The organism is Arthrobacter sp. Y3221157 (assembly GCF_059089865.1).
Map to the genome: position 1 here is coordinate 1 of NZ_JBNHFD010000075.1, position 19,290 is coordinate 19,290.

Below are 19,290 nucleotides of genomic sequence, written 5' to 3' on the forward strand. Positions count from 1 at the left end.
ACAGGCCTACGTGCGCTACGGTTCCGCGGAGGAAACTGATCAAGGCCGGGGCTCCTGGTGTAGGCCGGATCCCGCGTGGGACCGGCTATCCGAACATTGGGTGGCGAAGGGGTCCACGGTCCCGCGGACGTCCGGCAGGGTCTCGAGCTTCTGCAGCGCGCCGGTGACGGCGGCCCGGCCCTCGTCCGTGAAGCCGCCCTCCGGGGCTTCGAAAACAATGGTGGCGGTGCCGCCGGAGGCCGAGGGCAGGTCCTCTTTCAGCTTGTCCGCGATCCGCTGGGTTTCGGTGCCCGGGATCTGGAAGTTGTTGGAAAGGGTGCCGTGGAAGGCCGCCGCGGAACCACCGACAGCCACCAGGGCGGCCACCCACAGTGCGATGACCAGCCAGCGCCGGCGGTAGGAGAACTTGCCAAGGCGGTAAAGGAACAGTGCCATGAGGGAACCGATCTGATCAGGAGGAACGGGAGTCTGACGGGGAAGGTTTGGTTTCCTGCGCTGCCACGGCGCGGGGGGCACCGGTTGGGGGCGGGGAAGCGTTGAAGCCGGCGCCCAGCAGGGCCATGGCGTCAATGAGCAGCTGGCGCAGCTCTGCGAGGGAGGCGGGGGAGAGGTCCGGGCCGCGGCGGCCGAACCAGACTTCCAGGGCCGCCTTGCCGCAGGAGATGACGGAACCCGCGAGGGCGTGGATGTACAGGTCGTCCTGCCCGCCGCGCCGGCCCGCCACCCGCTCGCGGGCGATGGCGAAGACCTGTGCCCTGCAGTGGTCCCAGGCTTCAAGCTCGGTATGCGACATGAGCGGGCTCTGTTGGGTCAGCGTGAACAGCTCGGCAAGGGGTGCGATGGCTTCCGGATCCGCGAGGGCCATCAGCGCGGCCTGGGCTGAATCCAGGACAGGTTCGTCCGCGGGCCGGAGCCTCAGTTGCTGGATGGCGTTGTCCAGGAAAGCATGCGTGATGGAGGCCAGGGCGGCGTCCGTGCTGCTGAAGTAGTTGAAGAACGTGCGCCGCGAGATCCCGGCGGCCTCAGCAATGTCTTCGGCCGTGAAATTGCCGGGACCGTTGGTCCGCAGAAGGCCAAGCGCGGCGTCGGTGATCGCCTGGCGGGTGGCGGCCTTGTTGAGCTCGCGCCGGGAGGGAGGCGCGGCCGGGTCAGCGGGGGCAGGAGAGGCAGCAGTCACGTTCTTACACTACGTGCAACTTTGCACTCCGGGCAACTATTCTCACAGCAGGAATATAGGTTGCTGACAGCCTTCACAGAACCTGGATCGGCGGCGGCAGGCACTGTCCGAAACGGGGCACACAGAATCAGGGCATAACAAAACGAAGTCCCCGGGATGTTCTTCCCGGGGACTTCCTCCGATCACGCTCGGCGCGGCTTAGGCCTTCGCATCCTGCAGTTCGCGCGGTGCGGTGTCCGTGCTGGTTCCGTCAGACGGGGTGCCGGCGGACGGTGCGGCAGCGGCGTCACTGTCATCAACGAACGGGGTGCCGTTGCGCGGCGCGTTGTACAGCGACTCGTCCAGGATGCCCTGGCGCTTGGCCACGATGGTGGGGACCAGCGCCTGGCCTGCCACGTTCACCGCGGTGCGGCCCATGTCAAGGATGGGGTCGATGGCCAGCAGGAGGCCGACGCCGGCCAGCGGCAGTCCCAGCGTGGAAAGGGTCAGCGTCAGCATCACCACGGCACCGGTGGTTCCCGCGGTGGCCGCCGAGCCCAGGACGGAAACCAGGGCGATCAGCAGGTACTGGCTGAAGTCGAGCTGGATGCCGAAGAACTGTGCCACGAAGATGGCGGCGATGGCCGGGTAGATGGCTGCGCAGCCGTCCATCTTGGTGGTGGCGCCCAGCGGCACGGCGAAGGAGGCGTAGCCGCGGGGAACGCCCAGGCTGCGTTCGGTGACCCGCTGCGTGAGCGGCAGGGTGCCCACCGAGGAGCGGGACACGAATGCGAGCTGGACTGCCGGCCAGACACCCGAGAAGTACTGCTTGATGGAGAGCCCGTGGGTGCGGACCAGGACGGGGTACACCACGAAGAGCACCAGGGCCAGGCCCAGGTAGATGGCCGCCGTGAACTTGCCCAGCGAGCCGATGGTGTCCCAGCCGTAAACGGCCACGGCGTTGCCGATGAGCCCGACGGTGCCCAGGGGAGCGATGCGGATGATCCACCACAGCACCTTCTGGATGACGGCCAGGGCCGAGGCGTTCAGGTTCAGGAAGGGTTCTGCCGCCTTGCCCACCTTCAGCGCGGCCACGCCGACGGCGATGGCGATCACCAGGATCTGCAGGACGTTGAAGCTTACGGATGTGGTGACGGCGCCGGATTCAGCCACCGTGGAGGTGGCACCCAGGCCCAGGAAGTTCTTGGGGAACAGCCCGATGAGGAAGGACCACCAGTCACCTGACTTGCCGGAGTACTTCGCCTCCTCGGTGATCCCGGTGTTGGCGCCGGGCTGCAGGAGCACGCCCAGGCCGATGCCGATCAGCACGGCAATCAACGAGGTGATGGCGAACCAGAGCAGGGTGTTCCAGGCGAGCTTCGCAGCGTTGGACACCTGGCGCAGGTTGGAGATGGAGCTGACAACTGCGGTGAAGATCAGGGGAACGACGGCGGTCTGCAGCAGGGAGACGTAGCTCGAACCGATGGTCTGCAGGGTGGCCCCGAGACCGTTGGGAGCAGCCTTGGTGCTGCCGGTGTACTTGGCCAGCAGGCCGAGTCCGAGACCGACGATGAGGGCGGCGATGATCTGGAAGCCGAATGAACCAGCCCACTTGGGGAGCTGGAAGCCGGTCTTTCCTGCGGTATCTGAGGGGCGGGTCGATGTGCTCACCCGATTACGCTAGGACCACTCCGCATATCACGCCGAAAGCATGTTGAGAAATATTACGCGCCTTCTTTTGCTCTGACGTATCGGGTTCCGCGGAAAGCCGGCGAATTCACCGCCCTTTGTTACTTATTCCCGGCCGGGGTGTGCTTAATGTCTCCCGAGCAGGGCCCGCCGCAGGGTGTCCAGCCCGACCGAACCGACGTTGAGGGCGCGGGTGTGGAAGTCCTTGAGGTTGAATCCGGGCCGGGCCTCGAGTTCGGCACGGATCTGTTCCCAAAGCCGCTGCCCCACCTTGTAGGAGGGCGCCTGGCCCGGCCAGCCGAGGTACCGTGCGAACTCGAAGTCGAGCTGTCCCTCGCTGATGGCCAGGTTCTGCTTCAGGAATCCGTACCCCTTTTCCGGTGTCCAGGTCCCCGAGCCCCAGCGCGGGGGCACGGCCAGTTCCAGGTGGACGCCGATGTCGAACACCACGCGCGCCGCGCGCATCCGCTGCATGTCCAGCATGCCCATGTGGTCGCCGGGGTCGTTGAGGTAGCCCAGTTCCTGCATCAGTCGTTCCGCATACAGGGCCCATCCTTCGCCATGGCCCGAGGTCCAGCAGATGTTGCGGCGCCATTTGTTCAGCAGTTCACGCCGGTAGGTGGCAGTGGCCACCTGGAGGTGGTGGCCCGGGACGCCTTCGTGGTAGACGGTGGTGGTTTCCGCCCAGGTGGTGAAGGAGTCCTCGCCGGCCGGCACGGACCACCACATCCGGCCGGGCCTGCTGAAGTCATCGGAAGGGCCGGTGTAGTAGATGCCACCCTCGTCCGTGGGTGCGATCAGGCACTCCAGCTTCTTCATGACGTCCGGAATGTCGAAGTGCACGCCGGCGAGTTCGGTCACGGCCTTGTCCGAGAGTTCCTGCATCCATTCCCGCAGCGCCTCGGTGCCTTTGAGCCGGCGGGCAGGGTCGCTGTTGAGGATCTCCTTGGCCTCGGCAATGCCCGCACCCGGCTTGATGGCGGCGGCCACTTCCTCCTGCTCGGCGATGATGCGGTCCAGCTCCTGCACGCCCCAGGCGTACGTTTCGTCCAGGTCCACGACGGCGCCGAGGAAAGCACGGGAGGCGAGGGCGTAGCGTGCCCGGCCCACGGCGTCTTTTTCCGGGGCGGCAGGAAGCAGTTCGTCGCGAAGGAATTCGGCGAGCCGGGTGTAGGCACCGCGGGCGGCGACCGAACCGGCGTCGAGCTTTTGCTGCACGTCCACCCCCAGCGGCCCTACGGCCGTGGCAGCACCGGCGGCAAGCTTGGCGAAGAAGCCGTCAGCAGCCGCGTACCTGGTGGCCTGGTCAATGACGATCTTCACCTGGCGGGCGGCGGCGACCCGGCCGGCGTCGCGGGCGGACCGCAGGGATTCGACGTAGCCGGCGATGGCGCCGGGCACGTTGTGCGCGCGGCCGGCGATGTTCGCCCAGTCCTGTTCGGTGGCCGTGGGCATCAGGTCGAAAATCGACCGGATGTCCTGTGCGGGCGAGGCGATGTTGTTGAGGTCGGCGTAGTCCCAGCCGGAGGCGTGGATCAGCAGCTGCAGGCCGAGCCGCTCCTGCATGGCATCCAGCGTGACGGTGTCCACCTCGTCCTGGGGCTCCAGGCCTTCCAGGTCGGACAGGGCCTTCCGCGCGGCCTCGGCGAACCCCGCGATGCCTGCGGGGGAGAAGTCCTGAAATTCGGTCTCGTGTCCCGGCACGCCCAGCGTGGTGGCCAGCGACGGGTTCAGGCTGACGAGCGTGTCGGTGTATGCGTCCGCCACGGCGTCAATGCGGGTGTGAGGGCGGGCAGCAGGAGCGGTCTCGGTAGTCACCTCCCGAGACTAACGGGGGTCCGGAGGTAAGCAAAGCACCCGCGTGGCTTTGCGGTGGGCCGGTCAGCCCCGGCTGCGCTTCCAGGCGCCAGGTCCCGGTGTGGGGGCGAGCCGCAGCTGCTGCCGCCGCACCCAGTGGCGGACGGTGGGCGTGCGCGCCGGAGCAGGTGCCGAACCGCCCAGGGAGAGTACGACGGCGGTCAGAGCCGCCAGTTCCTCGGCGTCAGGCTGCCCCTTGACCACCGAGAACAGGGGCGCGGCAGTTTCAGGGGTTTCCCTCCCCAGCCGCTCCCTAACCTCGCGGGCTCGGTCAGGGAACCCGGCGGCGGTGGGCCCAGGCTCAGCCAACGGCTGCTCTTCGATGCTCACAGCGGGATGTTCCCATGCTTCTTGGCGGGGAGGCTGGCGCGTTTGTCACGCAGCGCGCGGAGCCCCCTAATAATCTGCACCCGCGTATCGGAGGGTGCGATGACGGCGTCGACGTAGCCGAGCTCGGCCGCCTGGTAGGGATTGAGGAGTTCCTCCTCGTACTGCCGGATGACCTCGGCGCGCCGCGCCTCGACGTCTCCGCCGGCCTCCGCAACCGCGGCGAGGTCGCGGCGGTAAAGGATATTGACGGCGCCCTGCGCGCCCATGACACCGATCTGGGCGGTAGGCCAGGCAAGGTTCAGGTCGGCGCCGAGCTTCTTGGAGCCCATCACGATGTAGGCGCCGCCGTAGGCCTTGCGGGTGATGACGGTGAGCTTGGGAACGGTGGCCTCGGCATAGGCGTACAGCAGTTTGGCGCCGCGCCGGATGATGCCCTGGAACTCCTGGTCCTTGCCGGGGAGGAAGCCCGGCACGTCCACGAGGGTGATGATCGGGATGTTGAAGGCGTCGCAGTGGCGGACAAAGCGGGCCGCCTTTTCCGAGGCAGCGATGTCCAGGGTTCCGGCGAACTGCAGCGGCTGGTTGGCTACGATGCCCACCGTGTGGCCTTCCACGCGGCCGTAACCGATCATGACGTTGGGTGCGTAGAGGGCCTGCATTTCCAGGAAGTGGCCGTCATCCACGATCTGCTCGACCACGGCGCGCATGTCGTAGGGCTGGTTGGCCGAATCCGGGACCAGCGTGTCCAGGGCGAGGTCGTCGTCGTCGATCTCCAGCTCCTGCTGGTGATCCGCCACCGGGGCCTCGGAGAGGTTGTTGGAGGGCAGGAAGTCCAGCAGTTCACGGACGAACTCGATCGCATCGCCTTCGTCCGGGGCCAGGTAGGTGGAGGTGCCGGTGGTGGCGTTGTGCTGGCGGGCGCCGCCCAGGGTCTCCATGTCCACGTCCTCGCCCGTAACGGTCTTAATGACGTCGGGGCCGGTGATGAACATGTGCGAGGTCTTGTCCACCATCACTACGTAGTCGGTGAGGGCGGGGGAGTAGGCCGCGCCGCCGGCGGACGGGCCCATGATCATGGAAATCTGCGGGACAACACCCGAGGCGTGGACGTTGTTGCGGAAGATATCCGCGAACATGGCCAGCGAAGCGACGCCTTCCTGGATGCGGGCGCCGCCGCCGTCCAGGATGCCCACCACGGGGCAGCCGTTCCGCAAGGCGAACTCCTGCACCTTGACGATTTTTTCGCCGTTGACCTGGCTCAGGGAACCGCCGTAGACGGAGAAATCCTGGCTGTATACGGCCACGAGGCGGCCATCCACCGTTCCGTAGCCCGATACCAGACCGTCGCCCAGGGGCTTTTTCTTCTCCATGCCGAATGCTGTGGAGCGGTGCACTGCCAGTGCGTCGAACTCCACGAACGAGTCCTCGTCCAGCAGCAGGCCGATGCGTTCGCGGGCCGTGTTCTTGCCGCGTGCGTGCTGCTTTTCGATGGCTTCGGGGCCGGAGGGCTGCTCGGCACGGGCCTGCCGGTCGCGGAAATCGGCAATCTTTCCCGCTGTCGTGGTCAGATCGTGGCTCATCAGGTATCTCCGGCTCTGTTGCAGATTGTGTTTCGTGGCGCTCTGGTTGCTGGCGGGTTACGCCGGGGCGGAGCTTAAGTAGCATCCACACAAAGGTCGAACCCTGAAGGCAAGTCTAGTGACGCTTTGGGCGCCCGCAGCTGTAGGGAACCTACAATTTTCTGCCGTGCCTCCAGCCGCACCACTATGTTACTCGCTGGTAACTTTGCTGGGTTACAGTAGGCAGATGACTTCGAGCAATGACGTTGCGCAGACCACCGGAAGCCCCTACCGCGCTTCCGGTTCGCTTCACGGACAGACCCTCCTCATCTCCGGCGGAAGCCGCGGCATCGGCCTGGCCATCGCCCTCCGCGCCGCCAGGGACGGAGCCAATATCGTCCTGATGGCAAAGACGGGGGAGCCGCACCCCAAGCTCGCCGGCACGGTCCACACAGCGGCCCGGGAACTGGAGGAAGCCGGCGGCCAGGCCATGCCCCTCGTGGGTGACGTGCGCCGCGACGAGGACGTCACCCGCGCGGTTGAGGCCGCGGTTGAGCGGTTCGGTGGTATCGACGTCGTTATTAACAACGCCTCGGCCATCGACCTTTCGCGGACCGGTGACGTGGACATGAAGAAGTACGATCTCATGCAGGACATCAATGTCCGCGGCACGTTCCTGCTCTCCAAGCTCGCCCTGCCGGCGCTGCGCGCGTCCTGGCAGGGCCAGATCCTCACCCTTTCGCCGCCCCTGAACCTCGACCCCTTCTGGGCGGGCAAACACCTGGCCTACACCATGGCCAAGTACGGCATGAGCCTCACCACCCTGGGGCTTGCCGAAGAGCTGAAGGCCGACGGGATCAGGGTGAACTCGCTCTGGCCCTGCACCCTTATAGACACAGCCGCCATCCGGAACATGCCCCACGGCGACGTGATGGTCCGGGCCGCCCGGGGACCGGCCATTATGGCCGATGCCGCCCATGCTGTCCTTACCGGCAGCAACCTGGGCGCGGGCGGCGTGCCGAGCGGCAACTTTTACACGGATGAAGAGGTCCTGGCGGCCGCGGGGGTCAGTGATTTCAGTGCGTACAGCCTCGGCGCGCCCGAGGACCAGCTGGTTCCGGACATCTTCCTCTAACAGCCGCGTTTGTCTAGCGGACGTGGCACGCGCCGCGTCCGCTTTGGGCGGCCGATCCTCCCGCGCGTTTGGCTCGCTAGGATTTAGGCATGGATGACGCGCATAACCCGGGCACCCCCCTCAACCGCTGGGACCTGGATGACCAGCGCTTCCTGTCCGCCGCCGGGATTCCCCGGATGGAGGTGGTTGACTCCACGGGTTCCACCAACGCGGACCTCCTCCGCGCAGTCACTGTCGAACCCCAGGCGTGGCCGGATATGTCCGTCCTGACCGCGGAATACCAGACAGCAGCCAGGGGGCGCCTTGACCGGCACTGGGAAGCGCCGCCGCTGAGTTCCATCTCCGTGTCGGTGGTCCTGCGGCCCGTCAACGCGGACGGCAGGCCGCTGCCCACGCACAGCTATTCCTGGCTCTCGCTGATCGCCGCGCTGGCCCTGCGGGAGACCCTCCTGGAAACCGCCGGCCTTCCCGCAGAACTCAAGTGGCCCAACGACGTCCTGGTCCGCGGCCGGAAGATCGCCGGCATCCTGGCCCAGCTTGGCCCCATGGGGGACGGGACCGTGCCGCCGGTCATCCTCGGGACGGGCCTGAACGTCACCCTGCGTGAGGGCGAGCTGCCCGTTCCAACTGCCACTTCCGTTGCCCTGGAAGGTGCCCGCACCACCGACAGGACGCTGCTCCTGAAAAGCTACCTGTCGCATTTCGCCGTCCTGTACCGCAGTTTCTGCAACGCCGACGGCGATCCCGCGGCGGGGATGGCCGGCGGGCCGTCCCTGCACAAGCGCGTGGAAGCCGTGATGGCCACCCTGGGCAAGCAGGTCAGGGCGCAGCTGCCCGGCGACCACGAGATCATCGGGCATGCCTCGCGGCTGGACGACTACGGCTCGCTGCTGGTGGTGGATAAGGATTCCCGGGAGCACGTGGTGACCGCCGGTGACGTGGTGCACCTGCGCCCCTGGACGTCCCCTGACGACGCCGGCCAAGGCGGCTATGCGTAAAGACCTCGCGCCGGGCGAACAGGTGATTGTCACCACACGCCCGCAGCCGAGGAAGCTGGCAGGAGCCGCGTTCGCTTTTGTGGTGTCACCCGCGCTTGCCGCCTTCGCCTCCGCCTGGATCCTCCGGGGCGAGGCCAGCCGTTATGTACCCTTCCTCACTCCCCAGTGGACCCCCTGGCTGGTGGCTGCCTGCGCCGGTGCCGTGGCCTGGGTGTGGCTGGGCTACTGCCTGCCCCGCCTGCTGCGTTGGCACAGCACGCGCTACACCCTGACCAGCCGCAGGATGGTGGCAAGGTACGGCCGGCTCAAACGGCGGGACCAGCAGGTGGACCTGGCCTGGATCCGCAACCTGACTGTCCACGAAACAGTGCTGCAACGCCTCCTGCGCTCAGGGAATATATCCTTGGAAACCGGGTACCAGGGCGTGGTCATATTTCAGGACGTGCCGGAGGTGGTCCGGTTCAGGGAATTCATCCTCGATGCCATCGGGGAATTGCCGGACGAAGGTGATGCCCAGCCGGGCGGCGCAACGCACTACCCCGCCGAAGCTTTGCCGTGGGACATGAGAGAAGGTGGACGGGATGACCGATGAGGACCAGCAGGAACGCGTCGACCCCGTAGCGCCGCCGCCCGCCACGGACCCTAACCCGGCCACCGGCACCATGTCCGCGGAGCGGCTGGCCATGAAGGCGCTGGAAGCCCGGCTCCTGGGCGGGGAACGCAAGCTCCGCCGTCGTGAAGTCGCCGCCGGGGCCGGACTGTCCCTGCTGTCCGCACGCAAGCTTTGGCGTGCCCTCGGCTTCCCGAACTTCGGCGACGAGGACGTCGCCTTCACCGAACGGGACCAGGCCGCCCTGTCCACCGTGGTGGACCTGGTCCGCACCGGAAAGCTCACCGAGGAAGCCGCCATTTCCGTCACCCGGGCCATCGGCCAGATGACGGACCGGATGGTGGTGTGGCAGATCGAGGCCCTCGTGGAGGACATGGTCCACGAACAGGGCGTCACCGACGCCGTGGCACGTAAACGCCTGGTTAACGAACTTCCCACCCTGGTGGACGCGCTTGAGGAAGTGTTGGTCTACTCCTGGCGGCGCCAGCTCAACGCCGGCGTGCAGCGGCTCGCCGTGCGCGCCGAGGCCGGCCTGCAGGCCAGCGAAGAGGGCCGGGAGGGTGACGAGGATGACGCGCCGCTGCCGCTGGCCCGCGCCGTGGGCTTCGCCGACCTGGTGTCCTACACCAGCCTGTCCCGTCGCATGAACGAGAAAACGCTGGCGCGGCTGGTCCAGCGGTTTGAAAACAAGTGCGCCGAGATCATCTCCGTGGGCGGCGGCCGGCTGGTGAAGACCGTGGGGGACGAAGTCCTCTACATCGCGGAAACCCCTGCTGCCGGCGCCGAGATTTCGCTGGCCCTCGCCCAGGCCTTCACGGAAGATGAAATCCTTCCCGAGGCCCGGGTTGCGATGGTCTGGGGACGGATCCTGTCCCGGCTTGGGGACATCTATGGGCCCACCGTCAACCTCGCCGCGCGCCTGACCACGCTGGCCGATCCGGGCACGGTGCTGGTGGACTCCATGACCGCCTCTGCGCTGGAGCATGACGAGCGTTTCGTGATGGTTCCCCAGCCGCCGGAGAACGTGCGCGGCTTCGGCGAAATCCGGCCCGTGCGCCTCACCCGCGGGCTGGGCAAGGGGCTGGTGCTCGATTAGGATCGCGAATGTTGGGGCGGGGCAGGGGATTGCTGCCTGGAATCCAGCATCCCTTACACCGTACGTCTACTTAGGACAGGCATGAATCAGCAGCCCGCCAGTGTTCCGTCCACTTTCCGGCCGACGCTCACCCTGCGCAGCGGCCAGGGGACAGACCGGGGACTCCGCCGGGAGTTGAATGAGGACTCCTACATCGCTTCGGACCCTATTTTCGCCGTGGCGGACGGGATGGGCGGCCACGAGGCCGGCGAGGTTGCCAGTGCACTGTGCGTCCAGGCCCTGGCCGCCATACCCCAAGTGGCCACGGGCGAGCGGAGCGTCACCGCCGCAGTCCTCCAACACCACCTGGTCCTTGCCGACCACTCCATCCGCCAGGCCACGGGCTCCAGGGCTGGCACCACCCTCACCGGGGCGGCCCTCGTTGAACAGCTCGGCGTACCGTACTGGCTGGTGATGAATATCGGCGATTCCAGGACGTACCGGCTCTGCCAGGGCCGCCTGCAGCAAATTACCGTTGACCACTCCGAGGTCCAGGAACTCGTGGATGCCGGTGAGATTACGCCCGAGGAGGCCAGGACCCATCCCCGCCGCCACGTTGTCACCCGGGCACTTGGTGCCGGCGACGAAACCGAGGCGGATTTCTGGCTGCTTCCGGTTGAGGAAGGCGACCGTCTGGTTGTCTGCTCCGACGGGCTCACCGGCGAGCTTCCTGACGACGGCATTCTGCGGATCCTCGCCAGCGTGCAGGATCCACAGGATGCCGTAGATGCCCTCATCGAGGCCGCGCTGGACAGCGGCGGAAGTGACAACATTACGGTGCTCGTGGTGGACGCCCGGAGCATTCCCGCCGCCTCCGCGGGACCTGACGAAAACAGGGGCTAGCAAGGCCTATACCCCGGGGGCTTCACATTCGATGGATTTGCGGCCCTCCGGCGTGTTGTAGAAGACTGCTTTGAGACCAGAAAGCCGCAGACGGGGGACTGCGCGCACCGAAAGGTATTCATGACCCCGTCCAGTCCGCTACTCCGCGCCGCCTCGGCAACAGCCGCCGCAGCCGTGCTGGCGCTCTCGATAACACTGCCCGCTGGGGGCGCCGCATGGGCCGATTCCCCTGAACCGACAGGCTCGCAGACCTCCACCTCGACCCCTGGCTGTGGACAGGAATGTGCGCAGGAACCCACTGGAACCTGGACCCCGGAAGCACGCCCCACCAAGACGGCCAAGCCCGACGACGATCCCACGGAAACTGACCGGCCCGATCCCTCGCTGCCCGCCGCACCCCGGCCCGCCGCCCCGTCCACGCCGGCCGCAAATCCGGGGGCCCCCACTGCCTCCGTGGAACTGATGCCGGCCGAGCCGGCCGAGCCGGCCGCCGGGCCAACGGAAACTGAGGCTGCAGCCACTCCGTCCGCAACGGCCCCCTCAACCGGCACGCCGTCGTCGTCCTCAAACTGGAACACGCCCGTCACCCGGTCAGCGAAAGCCACCCAGGCAGCCGCTGTCTCCCGGCAGGGGGCGGGGTCCGACGGCGCCAACCTGCCGGCCGTCGCCGCCGGTGTCCTCCTGGTGGGCGCCGGCGGGGGAGCCTTTGCCTGGTGGGGCAGGAACCGCATCCGCGCGCACTGACACCTGCCGGGCAGCAGGCGGGCGGTCGCACCGGCCACAGCCCCGGGCACACTGAGCGGATTTGCGGCCCCGGCTCTGGCTGTAGAAGACTGCCGGGGACACCAGAAAAGCCGCGGTGGGGGACTGCGCGCATCGAAAGGTAGCAATGACCCCGACTTCACCGGCCCTCCGTGTTGCGACGGCCACCGCGGCAGCAGCGGTCCTGGCCATCGCCCTCCTCTTCCTGGCAGGGCCTGCAGTTGCCGATTCGCCGGAGCCATCACCTGCCACGCCCGGAGCGGACGCTCCGGCCGAAGATTGCGGCCTTGTGTGCCTGCCCCTCCTTGGCGGCGGCAAGCCGGAACCCGCGGACGTCGAACGCCGCACGCAGGCCCCGGCCGAAACCCCGGCGCAGCCAGCGAACCTGGCAGCAGAAGCACCCGGCCGGGCCCAACAACCGGCGGCATCCCCGGCCGCCACTGCGCCGGCAGCCGGTCCCTCCGTGCAGGACGCAGCCGAAGAGGAAGCACCGGAAAGGCCCGGCGAAGAAGCCGCCACCGCTGGCACCGGCGCCGCCACATCGGCCGGCCCCTCCGCTTCGGCCGGGGCCTCCGGTGCGCCGGACTGGAATACGCCCATCACCCGGTCCGCCGAGGCAACGCAGCTGGCAGGCATAACCCCGGCCGCCGGTCCGGGCGCCGGGGGTCCCGAACTGCTTCCCATCGCAGCCGGCACGCTCCTGGTGGGCGCAGGGGGTGCGGCCTTCATCTGGTGGGGCAGGACCCGCCTCCGGGCACACTAATCGGCGTCGTGTCGCACCCGTAAGGCAAGATAGGTCTGTGAGCACAGGACCAGGCCCCGCAGAAAAGACAATCCCCGGGAACAGCAGCCCCGACAGCCCGGACGCCATCCCCTCCGACTCCCTCCGCGAGGAATACGAGAACCTGGCGGACCTCGTCCGGAAGTACCGGTTCGCCTACTACCAGGAGGACGCTCCCCTGGTATCGGACGCTGAGTTCGATACTCTCTTCCGCCGCCTTGAGGAAATCGAGGCGCTCCACCCCGAACTGGTCTCCAACGATTCACCCACCCAGGAGGTGGGCGGCGAGGTGTCCGCCGCTTTCGCGGCCGTAGAACACCTGCAGCGCATGTACAGCCTGGAAGACGTCTTTTCCATCGATGAGCTGGAGGCCTGGCTGAACAGGGCGGAAGCCAGTATCGAAAAGCTTGGCGACGGCGCGGCCAAGGCTTCCTGGCTCACCGAGCTCAAGATCGACGGCCTGGCCGTCAACCTGCTGTACCGGGACGGGAAACTGGTCCGCGCCGCCACCCGCGGCGACGGAACGACCGGTGAAGACATCACGCACAACGTGCTCACCATCAAGGAGATCCCGCAGCAGCTTGAGGGCGGAGACTTCCCGGCAGAGATGGAAGTCCGCGGCGAGGTGTTCATCCCGTCGAAGGAGTTCGCGGAATTCAACGAGGCACTGATCGAAGCGGGCAAGGCGCCGCTGGCCAATCCGCGCAACGCCGCCGCCGGTTCGCTCCGCCAGAAAGACCCGGCCGAAACCGCCAAGCGTCCCCTGAAGATGTTCGTCCACGGCATCGGCGCACGCGAGGGGCTTGAAGCACGCAGCCAGTCCGAAACCTATGACCTGCTCAAGGGCTGGGGCCTGCCCGTCAGTCCTTACTTCGAGGTACTGGAAAGCCGCGGGGACGTCCTGGCGTTCATCGAAAAGTACGGGGCCCAGCGCCACAAACTGCTCCACGAGATCGACGGCATCGTCATCAAGGCGGACCACTTCGCCACCCAGCGGGCCCTTGGCTACACCACCCGCGTGCCGCGCTGGGCCGTGGCCTACAAGTACCCGCCGGAAGAAGTGCACACCAAGCTCCTGGATATCCAGGTCAACGTCGGCCGCACCGGCCGGGTGACCCCCTTCGGCATGATGGAGCCGGTCAAGGTTGCCGGCTCCACCGTGGAGATGGCCACCCTGCACAACCAGGACGTGGTCAAGGCCAAGGGTGTGAAGATCGGCGACATCGTCGTCCTCCGCAAGGCCGGGGACGTCATCCCGGAAATCGTGGGCCCGGTCCTGGCCCTGCGCGACCAGCAGGATCCACCAGTGCGGGACTTCGTGATGCCCACCGAATGCCCCTCCTGCGGAACGCCCCTGGCCCCGGCCAAGGAAGGCGACGTGGACATCCGCTGCCCCAACGCGAAATCCTGCCCCTCGCAGCTCCGTGAGCGGGTATTCCACCTCGCCGGCCGCGGGGCATTCGATATCGAGGCGCTTGGCTGGGAGGCCGCCATCGCGCTGACGCAGCCGGCCGAGCCGGTGGTTCCACCGCTGACCTCCGAGGCAGCCCTGTTCGACCTCGCCCCCGAGGACCTCGCCCCGGTGAAGATCCGCCGTGAGAAGCGCTCCAAGGGCGTGGGCACCGGCGAATACGAACTGGTGCCCTACTTCTACAGCAAGGGCACGGCCAAGTCGCCGTCCAAGCCCACGGCCACCACCGAAAAACTGTTCAAGGAGCTGGAAAAAGCCAAGGCCCAGCCGCTGTGGCGGGTCCTGGTGGCGCTGTCCATCCGGCACGTCGGGCCGCGGGCTTCACGGGCACTCGCGCAGGCTTTCGGCACCATGGATGCCATCCGGGCAGCCTCCGAGGAGGACCTTGCCCACGTGGACGGCGTGGGGCCCACCATCGCCGCCGCGCTCAAGGAATGGTTCGCAGAGGACTGGCACCGGGAGATCGTGGACCGCTGGGCCGCGGCAGGCGTCCGGATGGCAGACGAACGGGACGAATCCACCCCGCGCACCCTCGAGGGCCTTACGGTGGTGGTCACCGGATCCCTGCCCAATTTCAGCCGGGACGAGGCCAAGGAAGCCATCCTCGTCCGGGGCGGCAAGGCCGCAGGCTCGGTTTCGAAGAACACCAGCTACCTGGTGGCCGGCGAAAGCGCCGGCACCAAGCTGGACAAGGCCGAACAGCTCGGAATTCCGGTGCTTGACGAGGACGGCTTCCGGCAGTTGCTGGAAGGCGGCCCTGACGCATTGCCCGGTGACGGCGCCGGGGCGCCGGCAGGGATGGAAACCGATGAGGACACCGCGGAGGCAACAGCATGACCACTCCTGACGAACTTCTGGTTGTGGCAAAGGCCGCCGCCGCGGCCGGAGCCAAGGTGCTTGCCGCCAGGAACGGGGACACCCTGGCTCCCAGCAACAAGGGCGCGGCAGGTGACTGGGTCACCGCGTTCGACGTCGCGGCCGAGAACGCCGTCCGCGGGGTGATCGCAGCGGCCCGCCCGAACGACAGCATTACCGGCGAGGAACACGGCACTACCCGGCCCGAGGCACCCAGCGGCTACCGCTGGTCCATCGATCCGCTGGACGGCACCACCAACTTCATCCGCAACATCGTCTACTACGCCACGTCAGTGGCGGTCGCCGATGCCGACGGCGCCTGGCTGGCCGGCGTGGTCAACGCCCCTGCGCTCGGCCGCACCTACTATGCCTCCCGCGGCCAGGGCGCCTGGCTGGAGGAAGGCGGCCGGGTCACCCGGCTGGAGGGACCGGTCCCCGGGCGGAAGGGGCAGATCCTGGCCACCGGCTTCAGCTACGATCCTGCCGTCCGCGCCGACCAGGCCACCGCGCTGGCGGGCCTCATGGACGGGTTCGCTGATGTGCGGCGGCTGGGTTCCGCCGCCCTGGACCTGTGCATGGTGGCCGACGGCACCCATGACGCCTACGGCGAGCGCGGGCTCAACGAGCACGATTTCTCCGCCGGTGCCCTCATCGCGGAGGAAGCCGGCTGCTGGGTGCGGCGGCCCCGGCTGGCCAGCCCGCTCGACGGCGGGCCCTCCGATGCCGACAGGCTGGACGCCTGGACCTGCGCCGCCGGCCTGGAGCTGTCCGGCAAGTTCCCGCTCTAGTCATCCAGGGTCCGGCAACGCGGCAGTACGCTGCCGCCGGTCGTGATAGTTCAGTCACGGAAAGCGCCCTTTCGGGCCGGGGGAGCGGCAGCCGCCACTACCATTGACGGGTGCCACCGCAGATCACCATCCGTGCCGCCGTCGAGGCCGATTACGACGCCGTTGCCCGCATCACGCGCGATTCCTACCTTGCTGCGGGCTACTTCAACGACGCCGAACACCCGTACATGCGCAAGATCCAGGATGTTGCGCTGCGCGCCGGCCAGGCCACCATCTGGGTGGCCGAGCGGGACGGCGCCGTGGTGGGTTCGGTGACGCTGGCCACCGCCGGGGAACCGTACGCGGACATCGCACTGCCGGATGAGCTCGAGTTCCGCATGCTGGTGGTGGACCCCGCCGTACAGCGCAGCGGAGCCGGAAAGGCCATGGTGGACGCCCTCATCGACCATGCCCGGTCGCTGCCCTGCATCACCGGCATCGCCCTCACCACGGGGGAGACGTGGGAGAGCGCGCACGGCCTCTACCGCAAGGCCCGGTTCCGCCGTGTACCCCAGCGCGACTGGTTCGTCCCCGGAACCGACACAAAACTGCTGGTTTACCGGCTGGACCTGTAGCAGCCCTACAGTGGTGCCGACCCACTTCCGGCATTGAAAGGCCCCACCATGCGCAAAACCTTCGGAACCGGCTCCGTCTGGGAACAGACGCTCGGCTACTCGCGCGCCGTCCAGGTGGACAACACCCTGTACATTTCGGCCACCGCGGCCAGCGGCGAGGACGGCATCGTGGGCGATGACTTCTACACGCAGACCCAGTTCATCCTGCAGAAGCTCGGCAAGGTCCTGGCCGACGCCGGTTTCAGCTTTGAGGACGTCGTCCAGTCCAAGCTCTACCTGACGGACATCAGCAAGTGGGAAGAAGCCGGCCGCGCCCACGGCGAAGTATTCGGCGACATCCGCCCCACCCTGTCCCTGGTGCATGTGCTGCCGTTCCTGGACCCGAAGATGCTCGTCGAGATCGAGCTCGTGGCCCAGAAGAGCGCCAGCTAGAAAAATCTACGGAGCGGCGGGCAGGCCGTAGCGGTGCTCCGGCCTGCCCGTGCTCCCGTACCGCAGCTGGATGTCGACGGCGCCGTCGTCGGCGAGCGACGACAGGTAGCGTTGCGCGGTTGCCCGGGACACGCCCACCCGGCCGGCCACTTCCGCCGCCGAATACTGTTCGCCGGGAACCAGCGACTCCAGCACTGCGGCTTCCGTGGCGGAGCGTGGCTTCGCCGACGGCGTGACGTCCCCCGGGATCAGTGACCGCTTGGCGCGCTCCACGGCGTCCTGGTCCAGCGCCCCGGGGTTGGAGAGGAGCCGCCGGTACCGGGCGTAGGACCGCAGCTGCTGCGACAGGGCGTCAGCAGTGAACGGCTTCAGCAGGTATCCCAGCGCACCGCGGCGGAAGGCCGTCCGGACGGACAGGGCATCCGAGGCCGCGCTGAGCATGACGGTATCGACGTCCAGCTGCTGCAGCAGGTCCAGGCCGGAGGCGTCCGGCAGGTAGACATCCAGCAGCACCAGGTCGGGACGGAGGCTGTGGATGGCCTGCATCGCCAGGGAGGCCGTGCCTACCGGCGCCAATGCCAGGAAGCCAGCCACCGAGTCCACGTAAGCGGCGTGGAGCTTAGCCACATGGAAGTCGTCGTCCACGATCAGGACCCGGAAATCCTCAGCCATCGTTGTGGTCTCCCTTCATGTCCGCGCTTCGCGGAGCTGAATCTCCTTCTGGTGTCCCGGAGCGTGCCGCCGACCCCGTACTTCCCGCCGTGGTTCCCGGCAGTGTGGCCATGAAGACGGCGCCGGGTCCGCCCGGCCTGCCCCGGTCCAACACCCTGACGTCCCCGCCGCGGCGCCGGGCCAGCTGCCGGGCAAGAGCCAGCCCAAAGCCCTGACCGCCGGCACGGCCGTTCCTTGACAACGGGCCGGTGGCGGTGGTGAAGCCTTCGGTGAACACCTGTTCGGCATCCGTTCCCTCCTCCAGCCCGTCACCCGAGTCCGCGACCACCACGTGGAGGGTGCCGCCGTCGTCGCCCGGCTCGTCCAGCACCTCCACCTCCACCCAGCGTTCCGTTGCCGCGCCGGCCACCGCCGCGTTGACCGCGTTGTCGATCAGGTTGCCCAGCACCGTGGTGACGTCCTGCGCCTCCGTGACCTGCCCGCGGACCAGGGTTTCTGGCCCGATCCGCAGGGCGACGCCCCGCTCCTCGGCCTCCACGCCCTTGGCACCCACGAACGCCTGGAGGTAGGGGTCCTGCAGGAGTTCGGCCTGCTCCACCGGGAACGTGAGGGGGCCGGTGGCGGCAAGCTGCGCCAGGTACTCGCGCGCCTGCCGGTGCTGGCCGATGCTCATGAACCCGGCCAGGGTGTGCAGCTGGTTGGCGAATTCGTGGCGCTGCGCGCGCAGTGCCGTCGACATTGTGCCCACGGCATCCAGTTGGCGGGTGAGTTCCTGCAGTTCTGTACGGTCGCGCAGCATCACCACCCAGCCGAGGTCTTCCCGCCGGTGCAGGGCCTTGCGGGCATTGGCCACCAGCACCCGTCCGCCCGCCACGACTTCCAGGGCCTCGCTGCCTGCGGTGCCGGGCCTGGTCAGGGACTTCACCTGGTCCGGGACCGGGGCGTCCTCCCAGCGCCCGCCGGTCAGGTCCGGCAGGCTGAGCAGGCGCTGTGCGGCGGCGTTGAACACACTGATCCGGCCGTCGGCACTCACGCCGATGACGCCGTCGTCCACGCCCTGCAGCACCGCCACCTGGTCGTGGACCAGCGTGCTGATCTCCTCCGGTTCAAGGCCCAGCGTCAGCCGCTGCAGCCGGCGGCGCAGCAGGAAGGAACCCAGAACGCCGGCCAGCAGGGCACCCGCCGCCGTCCCGGCCACTGGGCCGATGTCGCGGGCCACGCTCTGGCCCACCGTCTCCATGGAATAGCCCACGCTGACCTCGCCCACCACGGTGGAGCTGCCGGGGGCGTACACCGGCACCTTGGCTCCGGCGGACGGGCCCAGCGTCCCGGTGTTCCGGGTGGTGACCTCGCGTCCGGCCAAGGCTTCGGTGGGGTCGGTGCTGACCTTCTCGCCAAGCCGCTCCGGCTCCGGATGCGCCAGCCGGAGGCCCGTTTCATCGGTGATCACCACGAACAAGGCTCCGGTCCTGGTGCGCGCGGCCTCGGCCGCCTGCATCAGGGGCCCGGCCGCGAGTTCGGCCGGCGGGGGAGTGCCCACGCGCCCACTGATGGCCTGCACGGCGGCCCGGCCGGAGGGGTGGGAGGCGCCGGTTCGGGCGAG

At 67.9% G+C, this 19,290-nt stretch carries 18 protein-coding genes and 1 pseudogene; 11 read left to right on the plus strand and 8 right to left on the minus strand.

Annotated features, from left to right (window positions below):
- Positions 1-96: 96 nt before the first annotated feature.
- The 6 genes and pseudogenes from AC5RTT_RS15870 to AC5RTT_RS15895 form a co-directional block, all read right to left on the minus strand.
- Positions 97-435 (minus strand): annotated as a pseudogene (locus AC5RTT_RS15870) (MMPL family transporter); the annotation flags it as partial.
- Positions 436-451: 16 nt separating this feature from the next.
- Positions 452-1,177, minus strand: a complete 726-nt coding sequence (locus tag AC5RTT_RS15875) for a TetR/AcrR family transcriptional regulator (RefSeq protein ID WP_494145993.1) — start codon at positions 1,175-1,177, stop codon at positions 452-454.
- Between the two features lie 198 nt (positions 1,178-1,375).
- A complete protein-coding gene (locus AC5RTT_RS15880) occupies positions 1,376-2,827 on the minus strand; it encodes a dicarboxylate/amino acid:cation symporter (RefSeq protein ID WP_494010555.1) in 1,452 nt (483 codons plus the stop codon).
- Positions 2,828-2,971: 144 nt separating this feature from the next.
- Positions 2,972-4,663, minus strand: coding sequence for a DUF885 domain-containing protein (locus tag AC5RTT_RS15885; RefSeq protein WP_494145994.1), 1,692 nt, complete (start codon positions 4,661-4,663; stop codon positions 2,972-2,974).
- Positions 4,664-4,726: 63 nt separating this feature from the next.
- Positions 4,727-4,948, minus strand: coding sequence for an acyl-CoA carboxylase subunit epsilon (locus AC5RTT_RS15890; RefSeq protein WP_494010699.1), 222 nt, complete (start codon positions 4,946-4,948; stop codon positions 4,727-4,729).
- A gap of 80 nt (positions 4,949-5,028) precedes the next feature.
- On the minus strand, positions 5,029-6,612 hold the full coding sequence (locus AC5RTT_RS15895) for an acyl-CoA carboxylase subunit beta (protein ID WP_494145995.1): 1,584 nt from the start codon (positions 6,610-6,612) through the stop codon (positions 5,029-5,031).
- A 226-nt stretch (positions 6,613-6,838) separates the two neighbouring features.
- Here AC5RTT_RS15895 and AC5RTT_RS15900 point away from each other — a divergent pair, with 226 nt between their 5' ends.
- From AC5RTT_RS15900 to AC5RTT_RS15950, 11 genes are all read left to right on the plus strand, one after another.
- The gene (locus AC5RTT_RS15900; protein WP_494145996.1) at positions 6,839-7,726 is read left to right on the plus strand and encodes an SDR family oxidoreductase; all 888 of its coding nucleotides are present in this window, start codon (positions 6,839-6,841) and stop codon (positions 7,724-7,726) included.
- A gap of 89 nt (positions 7,727-7,815) precedes the next feature.
- A complete protein-coding gene (locus AC5RTT_RS15905) occupies positions 7,816-8,724 on the plus strand; it encodes a biotin--[acetyl-CoA-carboxylase] ligase (RefSeq protein ID WP_494051484.1) in 909 nt (302 codons plus the stop codon).
- Positions 8,717-9,316, plus strand: coding sequence for a PH domain-containing protein (locus AC5RTT_RS15910; protein ID WP_494145997.1), 600 nt, complete (start codon positions 8,717-8,719; stop codon positions 9,314-9,316). The genes AC5RTT_RS15905 and AC5RTT_RS15910 overlap by 8 nt, the downstream gene beginning before the upstream one ends.
- Positions 9,306-10,430: an adenylate/guanylate cyclase domain-containing protein gene (locus AC5RTT_RS15915; RefSeq protein WP_494010549.1), complete on the plus strand. Its 1,125-nt coding sequence runs from the start codon at positions 9,306-9,308 to the stop codon at positions 10,428-10,430. Before AC5RTT_RS15910 ends, AC5RTT_RS15915 begins: the two co-directional genes overlap by 11 nt.
- Positions 10,431-10,511: 81 nt before the next feature.
- Positions 10,512-11,312, plus strand: coding sequence for a PP2C family protein-serine/threonine phosphatase (locus tag AC5RTT_RS15920; protein WP_494145998.1), 801 nt, complete (start codon positions 10,512-10,514; stop codon positions 11,310-11,312).
- A 120-nt stretch (positions 11,313-11,432) separates the two neighbouring features.
- Positions 11,433-12,056 (plus strand): hypothetical protein, encoded by a 624-nt coding sequence (locus tag AC5RTT_RS15925; RefSeq protein ID WP_494145999.1) that lies wholly within the window; start codon positions 11,433-11,435, stop codon positions 12,054-12,056.
- A gap of 145 nt (positions 12,057-12,201) precedes the next feature.
- On the plus strand, positions 12,202-12,837 hold the full coding sequence (locus tag AC5RTT_RS15930; RefSeq protein WP_494146000.1) for a hypothetical protein: 636 nt from the start codon (positions 12,202-12,204) through the stop codon (positions 12,835-12,837).
- 37 nt (positions 12,838-12,874) lie between these two features.
- Positions 12,875-15,163 carry an NAD-dependent DNA ligase LigA gene (ligA, locus tag AC5RTT_RS15935; protein ID WP_494146001.1) on the plus strand — a complete coding sequence of 763 codons (2,289 nt, stop codon included), beginning with the start codon at positions 12,875-12,877 and terminating at the stop codon, positions 15,161-15,163.
- Positions 15,160-15,969 (plus strand): inositol monophosphatase family protein, encoded by an 810-nt coding sequence (locus AC5RTT_RS15940; RefSeq protein WP_494010536.1) that lies wholly within the window; start codon positions 15,160-15,162, stop codon positions 15,967-15,969. Before ligA ends, AC5RTT_RS15940 begins: the two co-directional genes overlap by 4 nt.
- 110 nt (positions 15,970-16,079) lie before the next feature.
- Entirely contained in the window at positions 16,080-16,583 is a 504-nt protein-coding gene (locus tag AC5RTT_RS15945; protein ID WP_494146002.1) for a GNAT family N-acetyltransferase, read from the plus strand.
- A gap of 48 nt (positions 16,584-16,631) precedes the next feature.
- Positions 16,632-17,015 (plus strand): RidA family protein, encoded by a 384-nt coding sequence (locus AC5RTT_RS15950; protein ID WP_494010534.1) that lies wholly within the window; start codon positions 16,632-16,634, stop codon positions 17,013-17,015.
- 6 nt (positions 17,016-17,021) lie between these two features.
- Here AC5RTT_RS15950 and AC5RTT_RS15955 read toward each other — a convergent pair whose 3' ends face one another.
- Both AC5RTT_RS15955 and AC5RTT_RS15960 read right to left on the minus strand, forming a co-directional pair.
- Positions 17,022-17,687, minus strand: a complete 666-nt coding sequence (locus AC5RTT_RS15955) for a response regulator (RefSeq protein ID WP_494146003.1) — start codon at positions 17,685-17,687, stop codon at positions 17,022-17,024.
- Positions 17,680-19,290 (minus strand): sensor histidine kinase (locus AC5RTT_RS15960; protein WP_494146004.1); only part of this gene is annotated, 1,611 nt, incomplete at its 5' end. The genes AC5RTT_RS15955 and AC5RTT_RS15960, both read right to left, overlap by 8 nt.